Genomic DNA, 21,191 nt, shown 5'->3' with positions numbered 1-21,191 from the left:
GGGCCGACTTGCCGAAGGGTCCGGCGCTGCGACACGCGCGGCCGTCCCGCCACGCCCCCCCGTATCTGCGCGCCCCGGCCCGCAGCCTATCCGTTCATCTTCGAGAGCTTCTGCTGCAGTTCCGCGAGCTGGCGCTTGATCTGCTCCAGTTCGCGCTCTTCGCCCCCCTCCCCTTCCGTGCCGGGAGCCGCACCGCCACTCCAGCCGGCCGTCATCGCTTTCAGGAAGGCTTCCTGCTGTGCCTGCATCGCACCCAGCCCCGGCATCGCCATCGGGTTGATGCGGCCGAAATTCTCCATCATCTTCGACTGGCTGTCGCGCAGCATCTCGAAGCTTGCGGCAAGGAATTGCGGCACGACACTCTGGGCCGAGGTGGTGTAACTGCGCACGAGATCGGTGAGCACGTTGATCGGCAGCACGCTCTCGCCCTTGCTCTCGTGCTCGGCGATGATCTGAAGCAGATACTGGCGCGTCAGGTCGTCACCGCTTTTGAGATCGACGATCTTCACGTCGCGGCCGGTCCGGATCACCTTGGCGATATCCTCCAGCGTCACGTAATCGCTGGTCTCCGTATTGTAGAGACGCCGGCTGGCATAGCGCTTTATAAGAAGCGGCTCTTTCGCGTCAGTCACGGACTGTACTCCTCCCCGCTGGGTTCGCCGCCGATATTGCAGCGCAGAAAGCTTAGGGCAGGAAGCTTAGGCGCAGCGGCAACAAAAAGAAAGGGCGGGTGCAGATGCACCCGCCCTTCCCGAACCGGTCCGGCAACAGGACTTCAGGATTGCCGGACAAAATGTCCGGTCAGGCCTTTTCCGACGCGACGGTGGTGGCCTTCTTGGCGGTCTTGGTCGCGGTCGCGGTGGCTTTTTTCATCGCCGAGGTCGCATCCTCGGAGAAGTCCTTGCCCGCAGCCAGCATCAGCTCGACGGTCTCCATCTGGACCTTCTTCGCCACTTCCGCGAAGGCCGCCATGTTCTCGGCCGCCATCTCGGCCGAGGTCGACGCGAAGTCGGTCATGGCCTTGGTGTAATCGGTGGGCTCGTCCTTGAGCGTGGTCACCTCGCCGACCTTGGACAGGGTGTCCTTGGTCCATTTGGCGGAAATCTCGGTCGATTTCTCGGCGGCTTCCAGCGCCACCTTGGACATCTTCTCGGCAAGGGCGGCCTGGGTCCTGAAGGCGTCCTGCATCGCGGTCGGGTCCATCGAGAACGCCGACATCATGTCCTGCATCATCTTGGTAAAGTCTTGTGCGTCAGCCATGGGTCTCTCTCCTCTTACGGGTAAACTGCACCCGAACTCTGCTGTGATCCGAGACTGAATATACACGCTGCAGCGCAGCATTTCAAGATTATTTTGCTGCAGCGCAGCATTGACGGCAAGCCCCTGATATCAGTCCTCTTTACTTCCCATGACATAGGTTCCGGGGGCATCTCCAAGCAGCGGGTGGCCGTCCGCCCCCGGCTCGCGGGCGGGAACCTGCCGACCCGAGCGACGCTTCAGCCAGGCATCCCAGCGCGGCCACCAAGATCCCTCGGTGAAGGCGGCATCCTCGCGCCAGGCATCGGCGGCGAGGTCCTTCATCGGCGCGTCATTGACGTAATGGCCGTATTTCCTGCGCTCGGGCGGATTGACGATGCCCGCGATATGCCCCGATTGCGACAAGATGAAGGTCTTGCTGGTCGAGCCCATCTTGCGCACCCCTTCGTAACTCGACCTCCAGGCCGCGATATGGTCGGTCTCGCAGGCCACGGCGCAAAGCGGCAGGCGGACCTCCGAGATATGCACCCGCTCGCCGCAGATCTCGAACCCCTCGGTCGCAAACCGGTCCCCCTGGCAGAGCCCGCGCAGATATTCGACCGCCATCCGCGCCGGGAGGTTGGTCGAATCTCCGTTCCAGTAGAGCAGATCGAAGGCGGGCGGGGTTTCGCCCATCATGTAATTGCGGATCGCCGGACGGTAGATCAGGTCGTTCGAGCGCAGGAAGGAGAAGGTCCGCGACATGAAGAAACTGTCGAGAACCCCCTTCCGCATCACCTCTCGCTCGATCCCGTCGACGAAATCATTGTCGAGGAAGACCCCGACCTCGCCCTGATCGGAAAAGTCGGTCAGCGTGGTGAAGAACGTGGCAGAGCGGATCGAGCTGTCGCCACGTTTCTGCATCAGCGCAAGCGTCAGCGCCAGCGTGGTGCCCGCGATGCAGTAGCCGACCGCGTTGATCTTGTCTTCGCCGGTGATCGCCTTCACCTCGGCAATGGCGGTCAGATAGCCTTCCTCGACATATTGCCCGAGGCCGACATCGGCATAGCTGGCATCTGGATTGACCCAGGACACGACGAAGACCGTGTAGCCCTGCCCGACGAGCCAGCGGATCAGGGATTTCTGCGGCGTCAGGTCGAGAATGTAGAACTTGTTGATCCAGGGCGGGAAGATCAGGATGGGCGTGGCGTGAACAGTCTCGGTCGCGGGCGCGTACTGTATCAGTTCGAGCATGCGGTTGCGGAACACCACCTTGCCCGGCGCGGTAGCCAGGTTGCGGCCGACGGCAAAGGCCTCGCGATCAGCAAGCGTGACCAGGATCTCGCCGTCATTGGCCTCGATGTCGCGCACCAGGTTCTCGAGCCCGTCGACCAGCGACTGGCCATCGGTCGCGGCCGCACGCTCGAGCGCCTCGGGGTTGGTGCCGAGGAAATTCGCGGGCGACATCAGGTCGACGATCTGCTGGGTGAAATATTCCAGCCGCCTTGCATCGCGTGGATTGAGCCCGTCGATATCCCTGACCGCGCTCGAGATCGCCTCGGCGCTCATCAGGTATTGCTGCTTTATGTAGTTGAAATAGGGATGGGTCTGCCAGAGCGGATTGGAAAAGCGCGGATCCTTCGGCGTCTTGTCGGTCGGCGCCTGCAGCTTGCCGCGGGCCAGCGCCTCTTGGGCCTCGACGAAATGCTTGAGCGCCTTGCCCCAGTAGGACACCTGATGCTCGATCAGCTTGGAGGGGTTCTGCATCATCTCGGCCATGTAGGCGGCCGCGGCCTTCATGTAGAGATCATGCCCCGGCGTCTGCAGGTTCGGGTCGATGCGCCGCTTCTTCGACATCGCCGAAACCAGTCGTTCCGTCAGCTCTTCCAGCTTAACCAGATTCTCGTTCAGCCGCTCCAGATTGGTGGCCGGCGCATCATCTTTTGTTGTCACGACGTTGTTTCCCCCTTAACCTTCGCAGATGCAGCATAGACGCGCGCAGCCGGCCGTTGCGGCCGGCCCCCGATATACCATCACAGATGGAGTGGCGAATGAATTTCATGACGACCTATGACCTGATGGAGACCGCGCGCAACACGAACCAGTGGTTCGGCGCCACCGCACGCGCATTGGGGTCCTATCCGGCTGTCGCCATGGTTCCCTCCCCCCTCTTCCAGATGATCGCCGCCTGGGGCGAAGTCACTGAACGCACCTTCGCCCGCATGGTGGCAAAGCCCGACTGGAACATCAACACCGTGGTGGGCGCGGACGGGCGCGACCATATCGTCTCGGTCGAGAAATGCGTGACCCGGCCCTTCGGCGATCTCATCCATTTCAAGGTACATGGCCGGCCGCAGATGCGGCGCCGGGTGATGCTGGTGGCCCCGATGTCGGGACATTATGCCACGCTGCTGCGCTCGACCGTGGCCAGCCTTCTGCCCGATTGCGACGTCTATATCACCGACTGGCACAATGCCCGCGACATCCCGGTTTCGGAGGGCAAGTTCGACATCGAGGATTACACCCTCTATCTGGTCGACTTCCTCAAGCATCTGGGCCCCGACACCCATGTCATCGCGGTCTGCCAGCCCGCGCCGCTGGCGCTGGCCGCGACCGCCTATCTGGCCGAGGAGGACCCCGCCGCCCAGCCGCGCACGCTGACCCTGATCGGCGGGCCGATCGATCCCGATGCCGCCGCCACCGACGTCACCGATTTCGGCCGGCGGGTGACCATGGGCCAGCTCGAGCAGCTGGTGATCCAGCGCGTCGGGTTCAAATATGCGGGCGTCGGACGGCTGGTCTATCCGGGCATGCTGCAACTGGCCTCGTTCATGTCGATGAACTCGGACCGGCACAGCCGCGCCTTTTCGGAACAGATCCTGCGCGCGGCCAAGGGCGATGCGGGCGATCATGACAAGCACAACCGCTTCTATGACGAATATCTCGCCGTGATGGACATGACCTCGGAATTCTACCTGACGACGGTCGACCGGGTCTTCAAGCGGCGCGAGATCGCCCGGAACGCGTTTTCGGTCAACGGTCGCAAGGTCGACATCGCCGCGATCACCGAGGTTGCGGTCAAGACCGTCGAGGGCGCCAATGACGATATCTCGGCGCCTGGCCAGTGCATCGCCGCGCTCGATCTGCTGACCGGGCTGCCTGAAAACAAGAAGGCCAGCCATCTGGAACCCGGTGCGGGCCATTACGGCATCTTCGCGGGCAAGAGCTGGCGCAACAACATCCGCCCGCTGGTGCTGCACTTCATCGACGCCAATTCCGGCGATCCGCAACCGGCGCGGGCCCATCTGAAAACGGTCTGACCGGAAGCCGCGCCCCGACAGGGCGCGGGCGCCTGCGGCGCATGGGTATTTGAACCAAGAAGAAGACCCGACGCCGGATTCTCGGGCCCGAAGCGTCAGCCGATCTCGAGGATGGCCTGCTCGATCAGGGCAAGGGCCTCGGGGCTCGAGAAGCGGTGATCGGCGCCCTTGACGAGGGTCAGCCGCAGATCCGGGGCCTCGATCCGCTCCAGCAGCCGGAGCGCGACGCGAGTCTCGACATCCTCGTCGGCCGTGCCCTGCAGAAGCCGCACCGGGAAGCCGAAGGCAAGCGGCGCGCGCAGCACGAGGTTCCGCCGGCCATCCTCGATCAGATGGCGGGTGATGACATAGGGGCTGTCGGCATAGGCCGAGGGGAGCTCGACCCGGCCGGTTTCAGTCAATTCGGCGCGCTGGGCCTCCGAGAACCCGGCCCACATGCTGTCCTCGGTGAAATCCGGCGCGGCAGCGATGCCGACAAGGCCCGCCACGCGCTCGGGCAGCGCGCGGGCCAGCAGAAGCGCGATCCAGCCGCCCATGGACGAGCCCACCAGCACCTGGCGTCCCTCGGTGAGTGCCCCGAGCGCCGTACGGGCATCGGCGGCCCAGTCGCCGATGGCGCCCTCGTCAAAGCGGCCCGAACTCTGGCCATGGCCGGAATAGTCGAACCGCAGGAAAGCGCGCCCCTGCGCCCGGGCCCAGGCTTCGAGATGGGTGGCCTTGGTGCCTTCCATGTCCGACATGAACCCGCCGAGAAAGACGATGCCGGGCCCTGCCCCCTCGGTCCGATGATAGGCCAGGTGGCGGCCTTCGGGCGTGCTCAGCATCTGCGGTTCGGTCATCGGCCCCGGTCTCCTTCTCGGATGTCGTCGATTGCCGCCGGACGCTAGGCGCGCACCGAGGTCGAGGCAAGCCCCGCCGCGTCGGCGGCTCTTGCGGGCGGCGCCGAATTGGGGTTTGCTCCGGCCATGACAGGACCCCGTTTCACCCCGCTCGTCGACAGCCTGCCCGCGACCGTGCCCTTTATCGGACCCGAAACGCTGGAGCGCAGCCGTGGCCGCCCGTTCCGGGCCCGGCTCGGCGCCAATGAAAGCCTCTTCGGCCCCTCGCCGAAGGCGGTCGCCGCGATGCAGGCGGCGGTGCGCGAGGCCTGGAAATACGGTGACGCCCAGAACCACGAGCTGCGCCTGGCGCTGGCCGAGACGCATGGGGTCTCGCCAGACTGCATCATGGTCGGCGAGGGCATCGACGGGCTTCTGGGCTACCTGGTGCGGCTGCTGATTGCGCCCGGCGATCCGGTCGTGACCTCGGAGGGGGCCTATCCGACCTTCAATTACCACGTCGCGGGGTTCGGCGGCGCGCTGCACAAGGTGCCCTATCGCGACGACCACGAAGACCCGGAGGCGCTGATCGGCAAGGCCGCCGAACTGAAGGCCAAGCTGGTCTATCTGTCCAATCCCGACAACCCGATGGGCACCTGGCTTCCAGCGGGGCAGGTGCAGGAGATGATCGAGGCGGTGCCCGAGGGCACGCTGATGGTGCTGGACGAGGCCTATATCGAATTCGCCCCCGAGGGCACCGCGCCCGCCATCGACCCCGAAGATCCCCGGGTGATCCGGTTCCGGACCTTCTCGAAGGCGCATGGTCTGGCCGGGGCGCGGGTGGGCTATGCCATCGCCGCGGCGCCGCTGATCGCGGCCTTCGAAAAGGTCCGCAACCATTTCGGCATGTGCCGGATCAGTCAGGCCGGGGCGCTGGCCTCGCTGGCCGACACCGCCTGGCTGACCGAGGTCAAGGCCCAGGTCGCCGAGGGCCGCGCCATGATCGCACGGATCGCCGAGGCCAACGGGCTGAGCGCCCTGCCCTCCGCCACCAATTTCGTGACGGTCGATTGCGGCGGCGACGGCGATTTCGCCCGGAGGGTGCTGGCCGGGCTGACCGAGCGCGACGTCTTCGTGCGGATGCCGGGCGTCGCGCCGCTCGACCGCTGCATCCGGATCGCCTCGGGGCCGGAAGATCAGCTGGCGGTTCTGGCCGACGAGTTGCCGAAGGCGCTGGCAGCCGCGCGGGGCTGAGCGGGGCTGAGCCGCGTTTACCCATCGCGGCCCGATTCGTGGCAGTCTGGGACCATGTCAGACCGTCCCATACGCCCAGCCGAGCCCTATATCCGCGCCTTCCTGGTGTCGGGTTTCCTCGCCTTCTTCGTGCTCCTGATCCTGGTCTGGGTCACGGCGGGCTATGGCTGGGCCCTGGGGCTTGGCGGCACGATCTGGCTGGCACTGCACCTCGGCGCACCCTGATCCGATCGCACCCCGGCTATAGCGGCCAGAGAAGCGGGATCAGCGCCGAGGACAGCAGCCCCATGGTCAGATTCAGCGGAATGCCCACCCGCAGGAAATCGGTAAAGCGATACCCGCCCGGGCCATAGACCATCATGTTGGTCTGATAGCCGATCGGCGTCGCGAAGCTGGCCGAGGCCGCGATCATCACCGCAACCACCAGCGGCCGCGGATCGACGCCCAGCGCATGGCCCAGCCCCACCGCGATCGGCGTCACCACGACCGCGACCGCATTGTTCGAGACCAGTTCGGTCAGAACCGAGGTCAGAAGATACATCGCCCAGACCACGAAAAAGGGCGGAAGCTGGCCAAGATAGGGCGCGAGCCCGTCGACGATAAGCTTGACCGCGCCCGAGGCCTCGAGTGCCGCACCGACCGCCAGCATCGCGAAGATGAGCGCCAGCAGCCGCCCCTCTACGAAGGTGAAGGCCTCTTCGGCATCGATGCAGCGGGTCGCCAGAACCAGCGCCACCGCCGCCACCGCCAGCAGCAGGATCGGTGCGACGCCCAGCCCTGCCAGCGCCACGATGGCCACCAGCGCACCTATGGCGATGGGTGCCTGGGTCCGGCGATAGGCGCGGCCCGAGGGATGGGTGATATCGACCAGCCCCATATCGGCGGCCAGCCGCTTGATGTCGCCGGGCGCGCCCTCCAGCAGCAGCGTGTCGCCGACACGCACCACCAGATCGTCGAGCTGGCGCCCGATATTCTGGTTCCGGCGATGCGCAGCCAGCACATAGAGCCCGTATTTCCGCCGGAGCCGGAGCGAGCCAAGCGTCTGCCCGATCATCTTGCAACCGGGCGAGATCAGCACCTCGACCGTAGAGGTCTCGACCGCCGACAACTGGTCGACCCTCCTGAGCGACTTGTTGCGCTGGAGCGACAGCAGTTCGGTCACCTGGGTCCGCAGCACCACCCGGTCGCCGACCTGCAGCGTCACCCCCTTGAGATCGCGCCGGAGCGAGACGTCGCCCCGGATCACGTCGATCAGCCGGACGCCCTCGCGCTTGAAAAGCTGTACCCCCGTGACCTCGCGGCCGATCAGGTTGCTGTCGGGCGGGATCACCGCCTCGGTGAAGAACTTCATCTTCGACTTGTCCGACAGCAGGTCGGCCATGCTGTCGCGGGCGGGCAGAAGCCGCGGCCCGAAGAGACGCAGATAGATCATGCCCCAGAGGATCAGCACCACCGCCAGCGGCGTGACCTCGAAAATCGAGAAGGGCTCGAGCCCCTGGGTCCGGGCGACACCGTCGACCAGCAGGTTGGTCGAGGTGCCGATCAGCGTCAGCGTGCCGCCGAGGATCGCGGCATAGCTGAGCGGGATCAGAAGCTTCGAGGTCGAGACCCCGAGGCTGCGCGCGAGCTGCACGAAGACCGGCAGCATCACCACCACGACCGGCGTATTCGAGACGAAGGCGGATGAAATCACCACGAAGGCCATCAGCGTGGCAATGGCCCGCCTGGGCTTTTGCCTGCCGCCGCGCTCGGCGGCATGGATCACCCAGTCAAGTGCGCCGGTCCTGACCAGAGCCCCCATCACCAGGAACATCGCGGCGATGGTCCAGGGCGCGGGGTTCGACAAGACCCGCAACGCGTCCTCATAGGGCAGGATGCCCAGCACCAGCATCACCGCGGCGCCGCAGATCGCGATCACCTCGGCCGGATAACGCTCGCGCACGAAGGCCACGAACATCGCGACCACGACCGCCAGCGCCAGCAGCGCCATGCCGGTGGGGGGGAGCGAAATCGGAATCATCGACGACCCTTCACTGGCTTCGAGACAAATATCTGTGCCCGGCCGGGCCGCGGCAAGCCTCCCGGCCGGGTCGAAAATGGTCTGGCTGGCCGGGGCGGTTCACACCTCCCGGCCGCGCGCCGTCATTGGAAAGACCGGCCCCCGGGGGGGCCGCGGTCACGGCGCGGCCTGCTCCAGCCGTCCGCCCTGGCGGATCATGCGCACGCGCGTGGCACGGCCGGTGCGGTCGTCGGTCTCGACATAGACGCCCGACAGCGTCGCCTCGCCCATGGCGGGGGTGAAGCGGCCCTTGGACATGCCGGTAACGAAACGGCGCATCGGCTCGGCCCGGTCCATGCCGATGACCGAATTGTAATCGCCGCACATGCCGGCATCGGTCAGATAGGCGGTGCCGTCGGGCAGGATCTGGGCGTCGCCCGTCGGCACATGGGTATGGGTGCCGACGACAAGGCTGGCGCGGCCGTCGCAATAATGGCCCAGCGCCATCTTCTCGGAGGTCGCCTCGCAATGCACATCGACCACCGCAGCCTGGGCAAGCCCGCCCAGAGGATGCGCCTTCAGAACGGTCTCGATGGCCGAGAACGGGTCGTCGAAGGGCCGCTTCATGAAGACCTGGCCCAGGATCTGAGCCACCAGCACCTTGCGCCCGCCCCTGGCATTGAACAGCCGCGCGCCCTTGCCCGGCGCGCCCTTTGCGAAGTTCAGCGGCCGCAGGACACGCGGCTCTTGCTCGATGAAGCCCAGCATGTCCTTCTGGTCGAAGGCATGATCGCCGAGCGTCACGCAATCGGCCCCGGCCTCGAGCAGACCTCTGGCATGGGCGGGTGTGAGCCCCGCGCCCGAAGAGGCGTTCTCGCCATTGACCACCACGAAATCGAGGCCCCAGGCCTCGCGCAGAGCCGGAAGGCGGTCGGCCACGGCCGACCGGCCAGAGCGGCCCATCACATCTCCGAGAAACAGCAATTTCATGACCGTCACGCCTAGGACGGAGCGGCGGCGCGCGCAAGCCTCTTAGGGCAGGATGACTTCCGTCTCGGTAACGATCGCATCCAGCGGCAGATCGGTCGGCTCGGCCGGCAGATCGGACATTTCCTGTGCCGCATAGGCCAGACCGACCGCAAGAACGGGCCCACGGGCGCGCAGCATCGCAAGCGTCCGGTCGTAGAAACCGCCGCCATAGCCCAGCCGGATGCCGCGCCGGTCGAAGGCCAGAAGCGGCACGATCAGCACCTCCGGGACCATCGGTCGCGCCCCTGCCGGAACCGCCACGCCGAAGGGCCCCGCCTCCAGGACGCAGTCAGGTGCCCAGAGCCGAAAGCCGAGCGGCCGGCCCCTGCTCTCGATCACCGGCACGCCGACCGGCCCCGCAGCAGCCAGACCGGCCATTGCCGGGCGCGGATCGAGCTCGGTCCGGATCGGCAGATAGCCCGCGGCCGGACGGCCCCGATGCGGCGTCAGAACCGTCTCGAGCCGCGAAAGCGCCGCCGCGCCGCGATCGGGATCATGCGCCGCGGCCCGCCGCGCCTGTGCCTCGCTCCGCAGCGTGGCCTTCGCCTCGGCGATCACAAAAGCACCATCGAGGCGAGGCCGAGAAAGGCGAAAAAGCCCACGACATCGGTCACCGTTGTCACGAAGGTCCCCGAGGCCAGCGCCGGGTCGATCCCGAAACGGTCGAGCATCACCGGCACCAGAATGCCTGCCAGTGCCGCAACCCCGAGATTGATGATCATCGCCGCCGCGATCACCAGCGCCAGCGCACCCGAACCGAACCAGACAACCCCCACGATCCCCATCAGCAGGGCGAAGAGCAAACCGTTGATGACCCCCACCGCCGCCTCGCGCCGGACCACGCGCCAGACGTTCGAGACGGTGAGGTCCTTCGTGGCCAGCGCGCGGACCGCCACGGTCAGCGCCTGGGTTCCGGCATTGCCGCCCATCGAGGCGACCACGGGCATCAGCACGGCCAGCGCGACAATCTGCGTGATCGCGGCCTCGAATTGCGAGATCACCAGCGCCGACACCATCGCGGTGCAGAGATTGACCAGCAGCCAGGGCACACGCTGGCGGCTGGTCTCGATCACCCGGTCGTTGAGGCTGCTGTCGCCGACCCCGGCCAGCCGCAGGATGTCTTCCTCATGTTCCTCGTCGAGCACCGCCATGGCATCGTCGATGGTGATGATCCCGACCAGGCGCCCGGCATCGTCGACCACCGGCGCCGAGATCAGGTGATACTGGTTGAAGGCATAGGCGACCTCGGATTCCTCCTGGGTCGCGGGAATGGGCCGGAAGCTTTCCTCGTAAAGCTCGCTCAGCCGGACCGAGCGACGCGAGGCCAGAAGCTTGCCGAGCGTGACATAGCCCACCGGCCGGATGCCCGGATCGACCACGATCACATGGTAGAACTGGTCGGGCAGCACATCCTTCTGGGCACGCAGGTGGTCGATAGTCTCGCCCACGGTCCAGTGTTCGGGCGCGCGCACCACCTTGCGCTGCATCAGACGACCGGCCGAATATTCCGGATAGGTCAGCGCCTGCTCGACGGCCAGCCGGTCGGCATCCTCCAGCGCATTCAGGATGACCGCCTGCTGCGGCGCGTCGAGATCCTCGAGAAGATCGACCACGTCGTCGGATTCGAGCTCGCGGACGGCCTCGGACAGAACCTCCCGCGGGAGGAAGGCGATGACCTCCTCGCGCAGGCTTTCATCGAGTTCGGACAGGACCTCGCCATCGAAGAAGCCCGAGCCCAGCAGCAGGATCTCGCGCCGGTGCCCGCTGTCGACCTGTTCGAGAAGGTCGGCGATGTCGGCCGGGTGCAGCGGCTCGAGCAATTCGCCAAGGCGCGCCCGGTCGCCCGCGGCCACGGCCAGGCGGATCGCGGCCACCGTCCGGTTGTCGAGACCGTAGCCCTCTTCCTCGGGCTCCGTCCTGTCGATGACCTCGTCTTCCATGCACCCCTTCCCGCTGCCTCCCCGGCAGCATAACCATTGCCTGTCGCAGCCAACAAGCGCGGATGCGGCCCGCGAAGACCGGATGCGGCCCGCCCGGGCTAAAGCCCGGCCAGACGCCGCGCGATCCGGGTCTGTGCTGCGACCGCCCTGCCGAGATCATGGGTGATTATGCAGCCGTCGCGCACCACCTGCCGCCCCTCGACGAAGAGATCGCGCACCCGGCTCGGCCCCGCCAGCAGGATCGCGGCCCGGTCCCAGAGCCCGGCCGCCTCGATCCCCGACATGTCCCAGATCGCCAGATCCGCACGCTTGCCCAGGGCCAGCCGGCCGCAATCGGGACGCCCCAGCACATCGGCGCCCCCCCGGGTCGCAATCTCGAGCGCCTCGCGCGCGCTCATCGCATCGGCGCCCTGCACCACCCGCTGCAACAGCATCGCCTGGCGCGCCTCACCGATCAGGCTGCCGCCGTCATTGCTGGCCGAGCCGTCGACGCCAAGCCCCACCCGCACCCCGGCATCGCGCATCGCCCGCACCGGGGCGATACCGGAGCCGAGCCGGCAATTGGAACAGGGGCAATGCGCAACCCCGGTCCCCGATTGTGCGAAAAGTGAAATCTCCCGCGCATCGAGCTTCACGCAATGCGCGTGCCAGACATCGTCGCCGGTCCATCCCAGATCCTCGGCATATTGCCCCGGGCGGCAGCCGAACCGCTCCAGCGAATAAGCGATATCCTCATCGTTTTCCGCGAGATGCGTGTGAAGGCGCACCCCCTTGTCCCGCGCCAGAAGCGCCGCGTCGCGCATCAGCTCGGGGCTGACCGTGAAAGGCGAGCAGGGGGCGATGCCAACCCGGATCATGGCGCCCGGATCGGGATCGTGAAAGGCGTCGATCACCCGGATGCAATCCTCGAGGATCATCGGCTCGGCCTCGACCAGCCCGTCGGGCGGCAAGCCCCCCTTCGACTCGCCGATGCTCATGGCACCGCGGGTGGCATGAAAGCGCAGCCCCACCTCGCGCGCCGCGGCGATGGTATCGTCGAGCCGTGCACCGTTCGGGTAGAGATACTGATGATCGGAACTCATGGTGCAGCCCGACAGCGCCAGTTCGGACAGGCCGACCAGCGCCGAAACCCGGAACTCCTCGGGACCGAAGCGCGACCAGATCGGGTAAAGCGTTCTCAGCCAGCCGAACAGCAACGCGTCCTGCGCCCCCGGCACCGCCCGGGTCAGGCATTGCGACAGGTGATGATGGGTATTGACGAGCCCCGGCGTGACCAGGCAGCCCTCGGCCAGAACGATCTCGGCCCCCTTGGGCGCGAGGCCGTGGCCGATCTCGGCCACGCAGCCATCCCGCAACCGCAGGTCGGCCCCGGCTAGCTCGCGTCGATCCTCATCCATGGTAACGATCAGTTCGGCGCCCCGGATCAGCGCATGCCCCATGGGTCAGGCCGCCGCCGACAGGATCGCCAGCGCCTCGGCATGAATGCGGGAATTGGCGGCCGCGACCACCCGGCCGCCGCCATGGGCCGGACCGCCCTGCCAGTCGGTCACGATACCGCCCGCCGCCTCGATCACCGCGATCGGAGCCTGGATATCATAGGGATGCAACCCGGCCTCGACCACGAGATCGACATGCCCCATCGCCACCAAGGCATAGGCATAACAATCCATCCCGTAGCGCACCAGCCGTGCCTGACCGGCCAGAGCGGCGAAGGCGCGGCCCTCCTCGGGGCTGCCGACTTCGGGGAAGGTCGAAAAGACCGAGGCCTCGGACAATGGCCGCGGCGCGGCTGTGGCAAGCGCGCGACCACCATGCGGGCCGGTGAACTCGGCCCGGCCGAAACCGCCGAGGAAACGTTCTCCGATATAGGGCTGGTCGATCACGCCCAGGATCGGGCCGGTCGCATCGGCAAGCGCGATCAGAACCCCCCAGGTGGGTGCGCCGCACATGAAGGCACGGGTCCCGTCAATCGGGTCGAGCACCCAGGTCAATCCGCTCCGGGACGGAACATTGTCCATCTCCTCGCCAAGGATACCGTCCTCGGGACGGCGTTCGGCGAGAATGGCACGCATCGCGGCCTCGCAGGCCCGGTCCCCACGGGTGACCGGGTCGAACCCCTGCCCGGCCTTGTTCTCGACCCCGAGGGTCGCACCGCGGAAATACGCCAAGGTTGCATCACGCGCGGCATCGGCCAGCGCATGGGCGGTCTCGATCAGAATTTGGGCGTCGAAATCGGTCATCCGGCCTCCGGTAAACTTGCGGACGGGGCGCGGCTGCGCCTGCCTCGGGCGCTAGCCTCGCAAAGCTCGTCCGTCAAGCACCGGGTTCAGGCCACGTCGCTCAACACGCGCGCCAGTTCGAAGAGCCGCCGCCGCTGGTTCTCGGGAATGGCATAGTAGGAGCGCACCAGTTCCAGCGCCTCCTTGTCCGACAGCAGATCGTCGGGCATGCCGCTCGTCGACTGTTCGGCGCTGCGACCATCGAGCCCTTCGAAGAAGAAGCTCACCGGGACTTCGAGCGCATCGGCGATATCCCAAAGGCGGGAGGCGCTGACCCGGTTCATGCCGGTTTCGTATTTCTGGATCTGCTGGAACTTGATCCCCACGCGCTCGGCAAGCTGTTGCTGGGTCATGCCCACCATCCAGCGGCGGTGGCGGATACGTTTGCCCACATGGACATCTACGGGGTGTTTCATCGGTGAACTCCTCTACCGCAGAACATATAGCAAGTTCTGTGCCAAACCGCCAAGCTTCCCCAAAGGGGCGACCGCATACCTAACAAATACATAAGAAGTAAAGAAATTAAAATTTGTCCACTTGGTCGACCAACGCACGAAATTGGTTAAGTGCCGCGAGTCACGCTCGCCTATTGGTTGCATGTCGCGAATCTGGAAGGGCCGCTTTGCATTTTGCACATAACCTTTGGACAGGTAGACTTCGCAATTTGCGAAGTCTCGGATCTCTGGTCTCGGCATCGTCCTCCCGTTAAGCTGCCGATCCTGTCAGTCTACATCATTTCACGAGGGGTCGATGCGCCTTTTCCAACTCGAGCGGATCGGCGAGCCGCCGCGCCTGACCGAAGCGCCCTGCCCGGCCCCGGCCGCCGGCGAGGTGCGGGTGCGGATCGCCGCCTGCGGGCTCAACTTCGCCGATCTGCTGACCATCGAGGGCCGCTACCAGGAACGCCCGGCCCTGCCCGCAACGCTGGGCATGGAACTGTCCGGAACCGTCGAGGCGCTGGGCGAGGGCGTCGACCCGGGGCTTGCCGGAACCCGGGTTGCGGTCTTCGCCGGGGCGGGCGGACTGGCCGAGGCCGGCTGCTTTCCCGCCGCACGCTGCCTGCCTTTGCCCGAGGGCATGAGCTTCGTCGAGGCCGCGGGCTTTCAGATCGCTTATGGCACATCGCATGTGGCCCTCTCGCACAAGGCGCGGCTCGCGCCGGGTGAGACGCTGCTGGTCACTGGCGCCGCAGGCGGGGTCGGGCTGACCGCGGTCGAGATCGGCAAGGCAATGGGCGCGACCGTGATCGCCTGCGCGCGCGGAGCCGACCGGCTGGAGGTCGCGCGCGCCGCGGGCGCCGACCACCTGATCGACAGCGACCGAGACGACCTGCGCGCGGCGGTCCTGGCGCTCGGCGGCGCCGATGTCGTCTACGACCCGGTCGGGGGCCCGCTTTTCGCCGCGGCGATGCGCGCCTGCAACCCCGACGGACGCCTGCTGGCCATCGGCTTCGCCTCGGGCGAGGTGCCGCAGATCAAGGCCAACCACCTGCTGGTCAAGAACCTCTCGGTGATCGGGCTTTACTGGGGCGGCTATCTCAGCTTCCGCCCCGGGATCCTGACCGACAGCCTGGCAACGCTGTTCCGCTGGCATGCCGAAGGCCGGCTTCACCCCCATGTCAGCCATGTGCTTCCGCTCGATCGCGCGGCCGAGGGGCTGGAGCTGCTGCACCAGCGCAAGGCAACCGGCAAGGTCGTGATCGCGATGGACTGACGGACGCCTCAGGGCGCGCGATAGGCCTGACGGATCAACTCGGCCAGCGCCCCGATCACCGGCCCGTCGGCAAGGTCGGAGACGTAAAGGTTGATCTGCGTGGTCATCAGATCCGGCAATGCGCCGCCATGCTGGATGCATTCGACATAGGGCGGCAGCGCGCCGTCGACCGAGGTATAGACCGCGAGATCGGCACTGACGCTGGCCTCGACCGTCCGGCTCGAATCGCTGTCGACGGTCATCACCCAGGGAATGCCCGCCTGGTCGAGCGCCGCCTGCACGCCCTTGCGGAAGATGCAGGTATGTTCATAGGCCAGCCGCAGCGGGCGCTGTTTCCAGGCGCTGCCGCCGATGGCACCGACCCAGACCAGCGGCAGTTCGGTCAGCGTCTCGCCGGTCTTGCCGCAGCGGTCCTCGGTGGTCAGGATGATGTCGACATCGCCGCGCCGGAACATTTCGCGCAGCCGCATCGTGTAGGACGAGATCAGCTGCACCTTGACCCTAGGAAAGTCGCGGGCAAAGCGATTCAGCACCACCGGGATCGCTGGATAGACGATGTCATGGGGCACCCCCACCACCACCTCGCCCTCGTATTCCTGCGCCGTCAGCCGGGCATAGACGTCGTCGTTGAGACTGAGGATGCGCCGGGCATAGCTCAGCAATTGTTCGCCGGCGCCGGTCAGCTTGACCTTGCGCTCGCTGCGGTCGAGCAATTGCTGATCGAGCGCCTCCTCAAGCCGCTTGATCTGCATCGACACCGCCGATTGCGTGAGGTTGAGAAACCCCGCGGCCCGCGTCACGCCTCCGGCATCCGAGACCGCAACGAAGGAACGCAGCGCGGTCATGTCGAGATTACGCATTCCATCACAATCCTTGATTCAAGACATAACAATCATTCGTTTGAAGAATGGAACACAGTGAGGCACAAACATCAAGCAGGATGATGAGAGGATGTTTTCTCATCAGCGTTACTGAAGGGTTTCCCCATGGCGCAAGTCAGCACGAATATCCGCGCGGTCCGCGACGTCGGCCGGGCCGGCCTCGCGAAGAGAATTTTCCTTGGGCTCAGTGTCATGCGCCAGCGCCGTCAATTGATCGAACTCGACGACAGGCAGCTGCGCGACATCGGCCTGAGCGCCGAACAGGCGCGCGCCGAGGCCCGCCGTTCGGCCTGGGACGTGCCGCAAAGCTGGCTGCGCTGAAACTCGTGTGAAACCGCCGATCAATGGCCCGCCTTTGCCTCTTGGAGGCTTGAAATGGGCCCCGTCCCTGCCGATATACCCCGGCAATGGCGGGGCTTTCGCGCTTGACCGCTGGTATTGGACCAATGAGGAGGCTGCCAATGGCTGACTACAACACGATCCGCGCCGGAGCGGCGGGCGTTCGCACCGCGCAGATCGACGAGGGTCTTCGCGCCCATATGAACAAGGTCTACGGCACCATGTCCGTGGGCATGCTGATCACCGCTCTTGCCGCCTGGGCGATTTCCGGGCTGGCGGTGACCAGCGATCCGTCCGGCGCCGTCGCGCAGATCGGCGCCGACAAGTACCTGACCGGGCTCGGCCAGGCGCTTTATGCCTCGCCGCTGAAATGGCTGATCATGTTCGCGCCGCTGCTGTTCGTCTTCGGCTTCTCGGCGGGCATCAACCGGATGTCGGCCGCGACCGCGCAGGTGGTGTTCTATGCCTTCGCCGCGGTGATGGGCCTGTCGATCAGCTCGATCTTCCTGGTCTTCACCGGCATCTCGATCGTCCAGACCTTCCTCGTGACCGCGATCGCCTTCGCGGGGCTGTCGCTCTGGGGCTACACCACCAAGAAGGACATCTCGGGCTGGGGCTCGTTCCTGATCATGGGCGTGATCGGCCTCGTGGTGGCCTCGATCGTCAACATCTTCCTGGCCTCGCCCGCGATCATGTTCGCGGTGTCGGCCCTCGGCATCCTGATCTTCGCCGGTCTGACCGCCTATGACACCCAGCGGATCAAGACCGACTATCTTCAGCATGCCCAGGCGATGGACAGCGAGTGGCTGGGCAAGTCGGCGATCATGGGCGCGCTGAGCCTCTATCTCGACTTCATCAACCTGTTCATGTTCCTGCTGCAATTCCTCGGTAACCGCGAGTAACCGCAGCCCGGGAGCCTCGGGTTCCGAAACCCGCCGGACCAGCGTCCGGCGGGTTTTTTCATGCGCGACGGCCAGTGCGCGCGTCAGAAACAAAGGGGATTGCGCGGCGGGCGATATTAGTTGATAAAAACACTAAGGATTAGATTCCAACAGGAGAACCCTCATGCCTCCCCGCAGACGCGCCGCGCATGGCCTCAGGACCTGCTTCCGCACGCTTCAGACCCTTGCCCGAGACTGGGACACAGGCTTTGCGGAAACCGCCGAAGGGGTGTTGTTCGACCTCTGCCGCGGCGGGTCGCGGGCCAGAGCCGCAAGCCCCCGCGCGCCCGACGCCCGGGCGCGTCAGGGTTAGGCAGGCGGCTTGCGTGGGGATTGGGGTACGATTGCCAATCACATGGCGACAGGTGTCCAGGACACGGGCTTCGGCGCCATCTCCGCAAGGGGGTTTCTGCTCTCTCGGGCCTGATCCGCAGACTGTCCCCTCCCACGCCGACAGGGAAAGCAATCATCCCAACCGCGCAGGCGCCGATGATACGGCCTTGATTTCGAGCGCTTCCATGCCCTGCACCTTCATCTCTTCCTTGAAATGCGGCCAGAAATTCCATCCAGGTCGTCCTGCGGCAACTCCCTGCTGATCCTGCGCCCCAAGACCGCCGCAAAGACCCTGCGCGGGTCGGGTCCGACTACAGACCGGCCCGGCGGTGGAACTCTTCCGCATGAAGCGCATCGCGCCGCTTCAGATCGAGGATAAACGCCGCCAAGGCGCGCAGATCGCGCCGGGCGGCCCCTTGCTAGACAGCACTTCCGCATCTCAAGATCATCCCGACGACGGGGACCACATCTTGTGGGACGAGCTGGATATTGCCCTTTGCAATCGCCTCAGGACAAATCCTGCTCGCCTGCGCCTCCGCAACGCCTTTTCACAGAGAGCCGGGAACGTATTGCCCGCGGGCCCCAGGTGCCGACATCACGTCAGATCCCAACGAGGGCCTTCCACTCGCCCCACATCCCCAGTCAGCAGATCCGTGGCAGCTGCTCGCCGACCAGCATGTCGACGATGCGGCTGCCGCCGAAGGCCGTCTTCATCCGCACCTGTCCCGGATGGGCGGCCACGGCACGGCCGATGATCGCGGCGCCTGAGCCTTCGGGTCTGGCCCGCATCGCGGCAAGCGCCGCCCCGGCCTCGGCCTCGGGCACGAAAAGGACAAGCGTGCCCTCATTCGCAAGGTGAAGCGGATCGAGCCCCAGGATCTCGCACATGCCCTTGACCTCGTCGCGCAAAGGCAGCGCCTCCTCCTCGATCCCGACGCCCACGCCCGCCGCCTCGGCCATCTCGTTCAGCGCCGAGGCCAGCCCGCCCCGCGTCGCATCGCGCGCGGCCCGGGTCCCCGGGGCGGCCGCGATCACCGCCTCCATCAGATGGCCCAGCGCCTGACAATCAGACCGGATATCGGTCGACAGCGCCAGATCGCCCCGCGCGGCCAGGATCGTGGCACCGTGATCGCCGAGAACACCGTTGACGATGGCCACGTCCCCGGGACGGATATGCGTCGCCGCCAGATCGCGGCCGGGCGGGATCACGCCCACACCGGTCGTCGTGACGAACACCCCGTCGGCGGCGCCCCGCCCCACGACCTTGGTGTCGCCGGTCACGATCCGCACCCCCGCAGCGTCGGCCTCGGCCGCCATCGTCGCCGCGATCCGGCGCAACAGGGCAATCTCGGTGCCCTCCTCGATGATGAAGGCCGCCGACAGCCACAAGGGCCGCGCGCCCCCCACCGCCAGATCGTTGACCGTGCCGCAGATCGCGAGCTTGCCGATATCGCCGCCGGGAAACTCCAGCGGCGTCACCACGAAACCGTCAGTGGTCATCGCGAGCCGCGCGCCCGGCTCGGCCAGCGCCGCATCGGACAGCCGCGCCTGATCCTCCATCGCGTCGGGCCGGAAGGCAGAGGCGAAAACCTCGTCGATCAGATCGCGCATCGCGCGCCCGCCGCCGCCATGGGACAGCGTCACATGGGTGTCGCGCAGCCGCGCCCGGTTCGGCACATTCATTCCACGGCCTCCGAGATGCGGGCGCCGCCATATTGCCAATAGGCCGCACAGGCCCCTTCGGAGCTGACCATCAAGGCGCCCAGCGGCATCTCGGGCGTGCAGCCGCTTCCGAATTGCGCGCAGCCGGTAGGCTTGATCCGGCCGGTCATCACCTGTCCGCAGGCACAGCCCTCGGGCTCGGCCACGACCCGCGGGCCCGCGGCATAGCCGATACCGAATGTCTCCTCGGCGTCATAGGCGCGGTATTTCGCCCGGATCCGCAACCCGGAGCGGTCGATCTCGCCCAGCCCCCGCCATTCGAAGGAGGGCCGCTTTTCATAGACATCGTCGATGGCGGCAAGGCTGACCGGGTTGCCATGCTCGGGCACCACGCGGGCATACTGGTTTTCCACCTCGGCCCGGCCATCGCGGATCTGGATCAGCACCATCAGCACCGATTGCAGCAGATCCAGGGGCTCGAAGCCCGCGACGACGATGGGCTTGCCGTAATCCCGCGCGATGAAATCGTAAGGATGGATCCCGATCACCATCGAGACATGGCCCGGTCCGACGAAACCGTCGAGCACCATATGGGGATCGTCCAGCAGTGCCCTGATCGGCTCGGGCACGGTGATGTGGTTACAGAAGACGCTGAAATTCTCCAGCCCCTCGCGCGCGGCCTGCTGGATCGACAGCGCCGTCGAGGGCGTCGTCGTCTCGAAGCCGAGGCCGAAGAAGACGACCTTGCGCTCCGGGTTGCGGCGCGCCAGTTCCAGCGCGTCGAGGGGCGAATAGACCATGCGGATATCGGCCCCCGCGGCCTTGGCCTGCATCAGCGACATCTTCGTGCCCGGCACCCGCATCGCATCGCCGAAAGTGGTGAAGATGACACCCGGGCGGCGGGCGATCTCGACGCATTCGTCGACGCGCGACATCGGCAGCACGCAGACCGGACAGCCGGGGCCATGGATGAACTCGATGCCCTCATGCACCAGCTTGTCGAGCCCGTAGCGGAAGATCGCATGGGTATGGCCGCCGCAGATCTCCATGATGTGGACCGGCCTTGCCTTCGTCGCGCCGATCTGATCGGCCAGCCCGGCGATGCGGGCCAGAACGGCACGGGCGGCCTTCGGGTCGCGGAATTCGGTCGCGTATTTCATCCCTGCCCCTCCAGCGCCTTCGCGCCCTCGGCCATGGCCTCGGCCGCCTCCTGCGCCTCGCCCAGATCCTGCAGCGCCTGAAGGGTCTTCGCGGCCTCATCGGCGTCGATCCGGGCCATGGCAAAGCCCACATGGATGAGCGCCCATTCGCCCAGGAGATCCTCGATCGGCCCCTCGAGGATGCAGGCCACATTCACCTCGCGGCGCACCCCCGACACCTCGGCCAGCGCCATCATGCGGTGCTCATCGGTCACCGCCACGATGCGGCCCGGAATTCCCAGACACAT

Annotated in this window: 21 protein-coding genes; 6 read left to right on the top strand and 15 right to left on the bottom strand. The window is 66.2% G+C overall.

Annotated elements, in window-relative coordinates:
• Positions 1-86 precede the first annotated feature (86 nt).
• From phaR to ACK8CO_RS14420, 3 genes are all read right to left on the bottom strand, one after another.
• Positions 87-632, bottom strand: a complete 546-nt coding sequence (gene phaR / locus ACK8CO_RS14430) for a polyhydroxyalkanoate synthesis repressor PhaR (protein ID WP_080617209.1) — start codon at positions 630-632, stop codon at positions 87-89.
• Between the two features lie 169 nt (positions 633-801).
• On the bottom strand, positions 802-1,260 hold the full coding sequence (locus tag ACK8CO_RS14425) for a Phasin (protein ID WP_080617210.1): 459 nt from the start codon (positions 1,258-1,260) through the stop codon (positions 802-804).
• Between the two features lie 129 nt (positions 1,261-1,389).
• A complete protein-coding gene (locus tag ACK8CO_RS14420) occupies positions 1,390-3,189 on the bottom strand; it encodes a PHA/PHB synthase family protein (RefSeq protein WP_414897067.1) in 1,800 nt (599 codons plus the stop codon).
• A gap of 98 nt (positions 3,190-3,287) precedes the next feature.
• Here ACK8CO_RS14420 and phaZ point away from each other — a divergent pair, with 98 nt between their 5' ends.
• Positions 3,288-4,556, top strand: coding sequence for a polyhydroxyalkanoate depolymerase (gene phaZ, locus ACK8CO_RS14415; RefSeq protein WP_080617211.1), 1,269 nt, complete (start codon positions 3,288-3,290; stop codon positions 4,554-4,556).
• A 95-nt stretch (positions 4,557-4,651) separates the two neighbouring features.
• Here the strand turns inward: phaZ and ACK8CO_RS14410 are convergent, their stop codons facing one another.
• Positions 4,652-5,395, bottom strand: a complete 744-nt coding sequence (locus ACK8CO_RS14410; RefSeq protein WP_414897066.1) for an alpha/beta hydrolase — start codon at positions 5,393-5,395, stop codon at positions 4,652-4,654.
• A 126-nt stretch (positions 5,396-5,521) separates the two neighbouring features.
• Between ACK8CO_RS14410 and ACK8CO_RS14405 the strand changes: the two genes are divergently transcribed.
• Complete coding sequence (locus ACK8CO_RS14405) at positions 5,522-6,628, top strand: pyridoxal phosphate-dependent aminotransferase (protein ID WP_414897065.1); 1,107 nt, start codon at positions 5,522-5,524, stop codon at positions 6,626-6,628.
• A gap of 54 nt (positions 6,629-6,682) precedes the next feature.
• A complete protein-coding gene (locus ACK8CO_RS14400; protein WP_155774065.1) occupies positions 6,683-6,853 on the top strand; it encodes a hypothetical protein in 171 nt (56 codons plus the stop codon).
• A 16-nt stretch (positions 6,854-6,869) separates the two neighbouring features.
• Here ACK8CO_RS14400 and ACK8CO_RS14395 read toward each other — a convergent pair whose 3' ends face one another.
• From ACK8CO_RS14395 to ACK8CO_RS14365, 7 genes are all read right to left on the bottom strand, one after another.
• Positions 6,870-8,648, bottom strand: coding sequence for an SLC13 family permease (locus ACK8CO_RS14395; protein ID WP_414897064.1), 1,779 nt, complete (start codon positions 8,646-8,648; stop codon positions 6,870-6,872).
• Between the two features lie 156 nt (positions 8,649-8,804).
• The gene (locus ACK8CO_RS14390) at positions 8,805-9,617 is read right to left on the bottom strand and encodes a TIGR00282 family metallophosphoesterase (RefSeq protein ID WP_080617215.1); all 813 of its coding nucleotides are present in this window, start codon (positions 9,615-9,617) and stop codon (positions 8,805-8,807) included.
• A gap of 42 nt (positions 9,618-9,659) precedes the next feature.
• On the bottom strand, positions 9,660-10,214 hold the full coding sequence (locus ACK8CO_RS14385; RefSeq protein WP_414897063.1) for a 5-formyltetrahydrofolate cyclo-ligase: 555 nt from the start codon (positions 10,212-10,214) through the stop codon (positions 9,660-9,662).
• A complete protein-coding gene (gene mgtE, locus ACK8CO_RS14380) occupies positions 10,211-11,596 on the bottom strand; it encodes a magnesium transporter (RefSeq protein ID WP_080617217.1) in 1,386 nt (461 codons plus the stop codon). The genes ACK8CO_RS14385 and mgtE overlap by 4 nt, the downstream gene beginning before the upstream one ends.
• Positions 11,597-11,694: 98 nt before the next feature.
• Positions 11,695-13,035: an 8-oxoguanine deaminase gene (locus ACK8CO_RS14375; RefSeq protein ID WP_414897062.1), complete on the bottom strand. Its 1,341-nt coding sequence runs from the start codon at positions 13,033-13,035 to the stop codon at positions 11,695-11,697.
• Positions 13,036-13,038: 3 nt separating this feature from the next.
• Positions 13,039-13,836 (bottom strand): histidinol-phosphatase, encoded by a 798-nt coding sequence (gene hisN / locus ACK8CO_RS14370; protein ID WP_414897061.1) that lies wholly within the window; start codon positions 13,834-13,836, stop codon positions 13,039-13,041.
• A gap of 86 nt (positions 13,837-13,922) precedes the next feature.
• Complete coding sequence (locus tag ACK8CO_RS14365; RefSeq protein ID WP_080617220.1) at positions 13,923-14,291, bottom strand: helix-turn-helix domain-containing protein; 369 nt, start codon at positions 14,289-14,291, stop codon at positions 13,923-13,925.
• A gap of 334 nt (positions 14,292-14,625) precedes the next feature.
• Between ACK8CO_RS14365 and ACK8CO_RS14360 the strand changes: the two genes are divergently transcribed.
• Positions 14,626-15,588, top strand: a complete 963-nt coding sequence (locus ACK8CO_RS14360; protein ID WP_414897060.1) for an NADPH:quinone oxidoreductase family protein — start codon at positions 14,626-14,628, stop codon at positions 15,586-15,588.
• A gap of 8 nt (positions 15,589-15,596) precedes the next feature.
• Here the strand turns inward: ACK8CO_RS14360 and ACK8CO_RS14355 are convergent, their stop codons facing one another.
• Positions 15,597-16,448 (bottom strand): LysR family transcriptional regulator, encoded by an 852-nt coding sequence (locus ACK8CO_RS14355; RefSeq protein ID WP_080617222.1) that lies wholly within the window; start codon positions 16,446-16,448, stop codon positions 15,597-15,599.
• A gap of 126 nt (positions 16,449-16,574) precedes the next feature.
• Here ACK8CO_RS14355 and ACK8CO_RS14350 point away from each other — a divergent pair, with 126 nt between their 5' ends.
• Positions 16,575-16,790 carry a DUF1127 domain-containing protein gene (locus ACK8CO_RS14350; protein ID WP_414897059.1) on the top strand — a complete coding sequence of 72 codons (216 nt, stop codon included), beginning with the start codon at positions 16,575-16,577 and terminating at the stop codon, positions 16,788-16,790.
• A 140-nt stretch (positions 16,791-16,930) separates the two neighbouring features.
• A complete protein-coding gene (locus ACK8CO_RS14345; protein WP_080617224.1) occupies positions 16,931-17,710 on the top strand; it encodes a Bax inhibitor-1 family protein in 780 nt (259 codons plus the stop codon).
• Between the two features lie 1,014 nt (positions 17,711-18,724).
• On the opposite strand, the gene hypE is transcribed toward ACK8CO_RS14345, so the two are convergent.
• From hypE to hypC, 3 genes are read right to left on the bottom strand one after another with little or no spacing between them, the layout of a single operon-like run.
• On the bottom strand, positions 18,725-19,765 hold the full coding sequence (gene hypE, locus ACK8CO_RS14340) for a hydrogenase expression/formation protein HypE (protein WP_414897058.1): 1,041 nt from the start codon (positions 19,763-19,765) through the stop codon (positions 18,725-18,727).
• Positions 19,762-20,904, bottom strand: a complete 1,143-nt coding sequence (gene hypD, locus ACK8CO_RS14335; protein ID WP_080617228.1) for a hydrogenase formation protein HypD — start codon at positions 20,902-20,904, stop codon at positions 19,762-19,764. Before hypD ends, hypE begins: the two co-directional genes overlap by 4 nt.
• Complete coding sequence (hypC, locus tag ACK8CO_RS14330; protein ID WP_080617229.1) at positions 20,901-21,191, bottom strand: HypC/HybG/HupF family hydrogenase formation chaperone; 291 nt, start codon at positions 21,189-21,191, stop codon at positions 20,901-20,903. Before hypC ends, hypD begins: the two co-directional genes overlap by 4 nt.

Source organism: Rhodovulum sp. HP10 (assembly GCF_047553435.1).
In the GTDB taxonomy this organism is placed as follows: Bacteria; Pseudomonadota; Alphaproteobacteria; order Rhodobacterales; family Rhodobacteraceae; genus Rhodovulum.
Note: the sequence above shows the minus strand (reverse complement) of the source record. Positions and strands in the feature narration are given on the sequence as shown.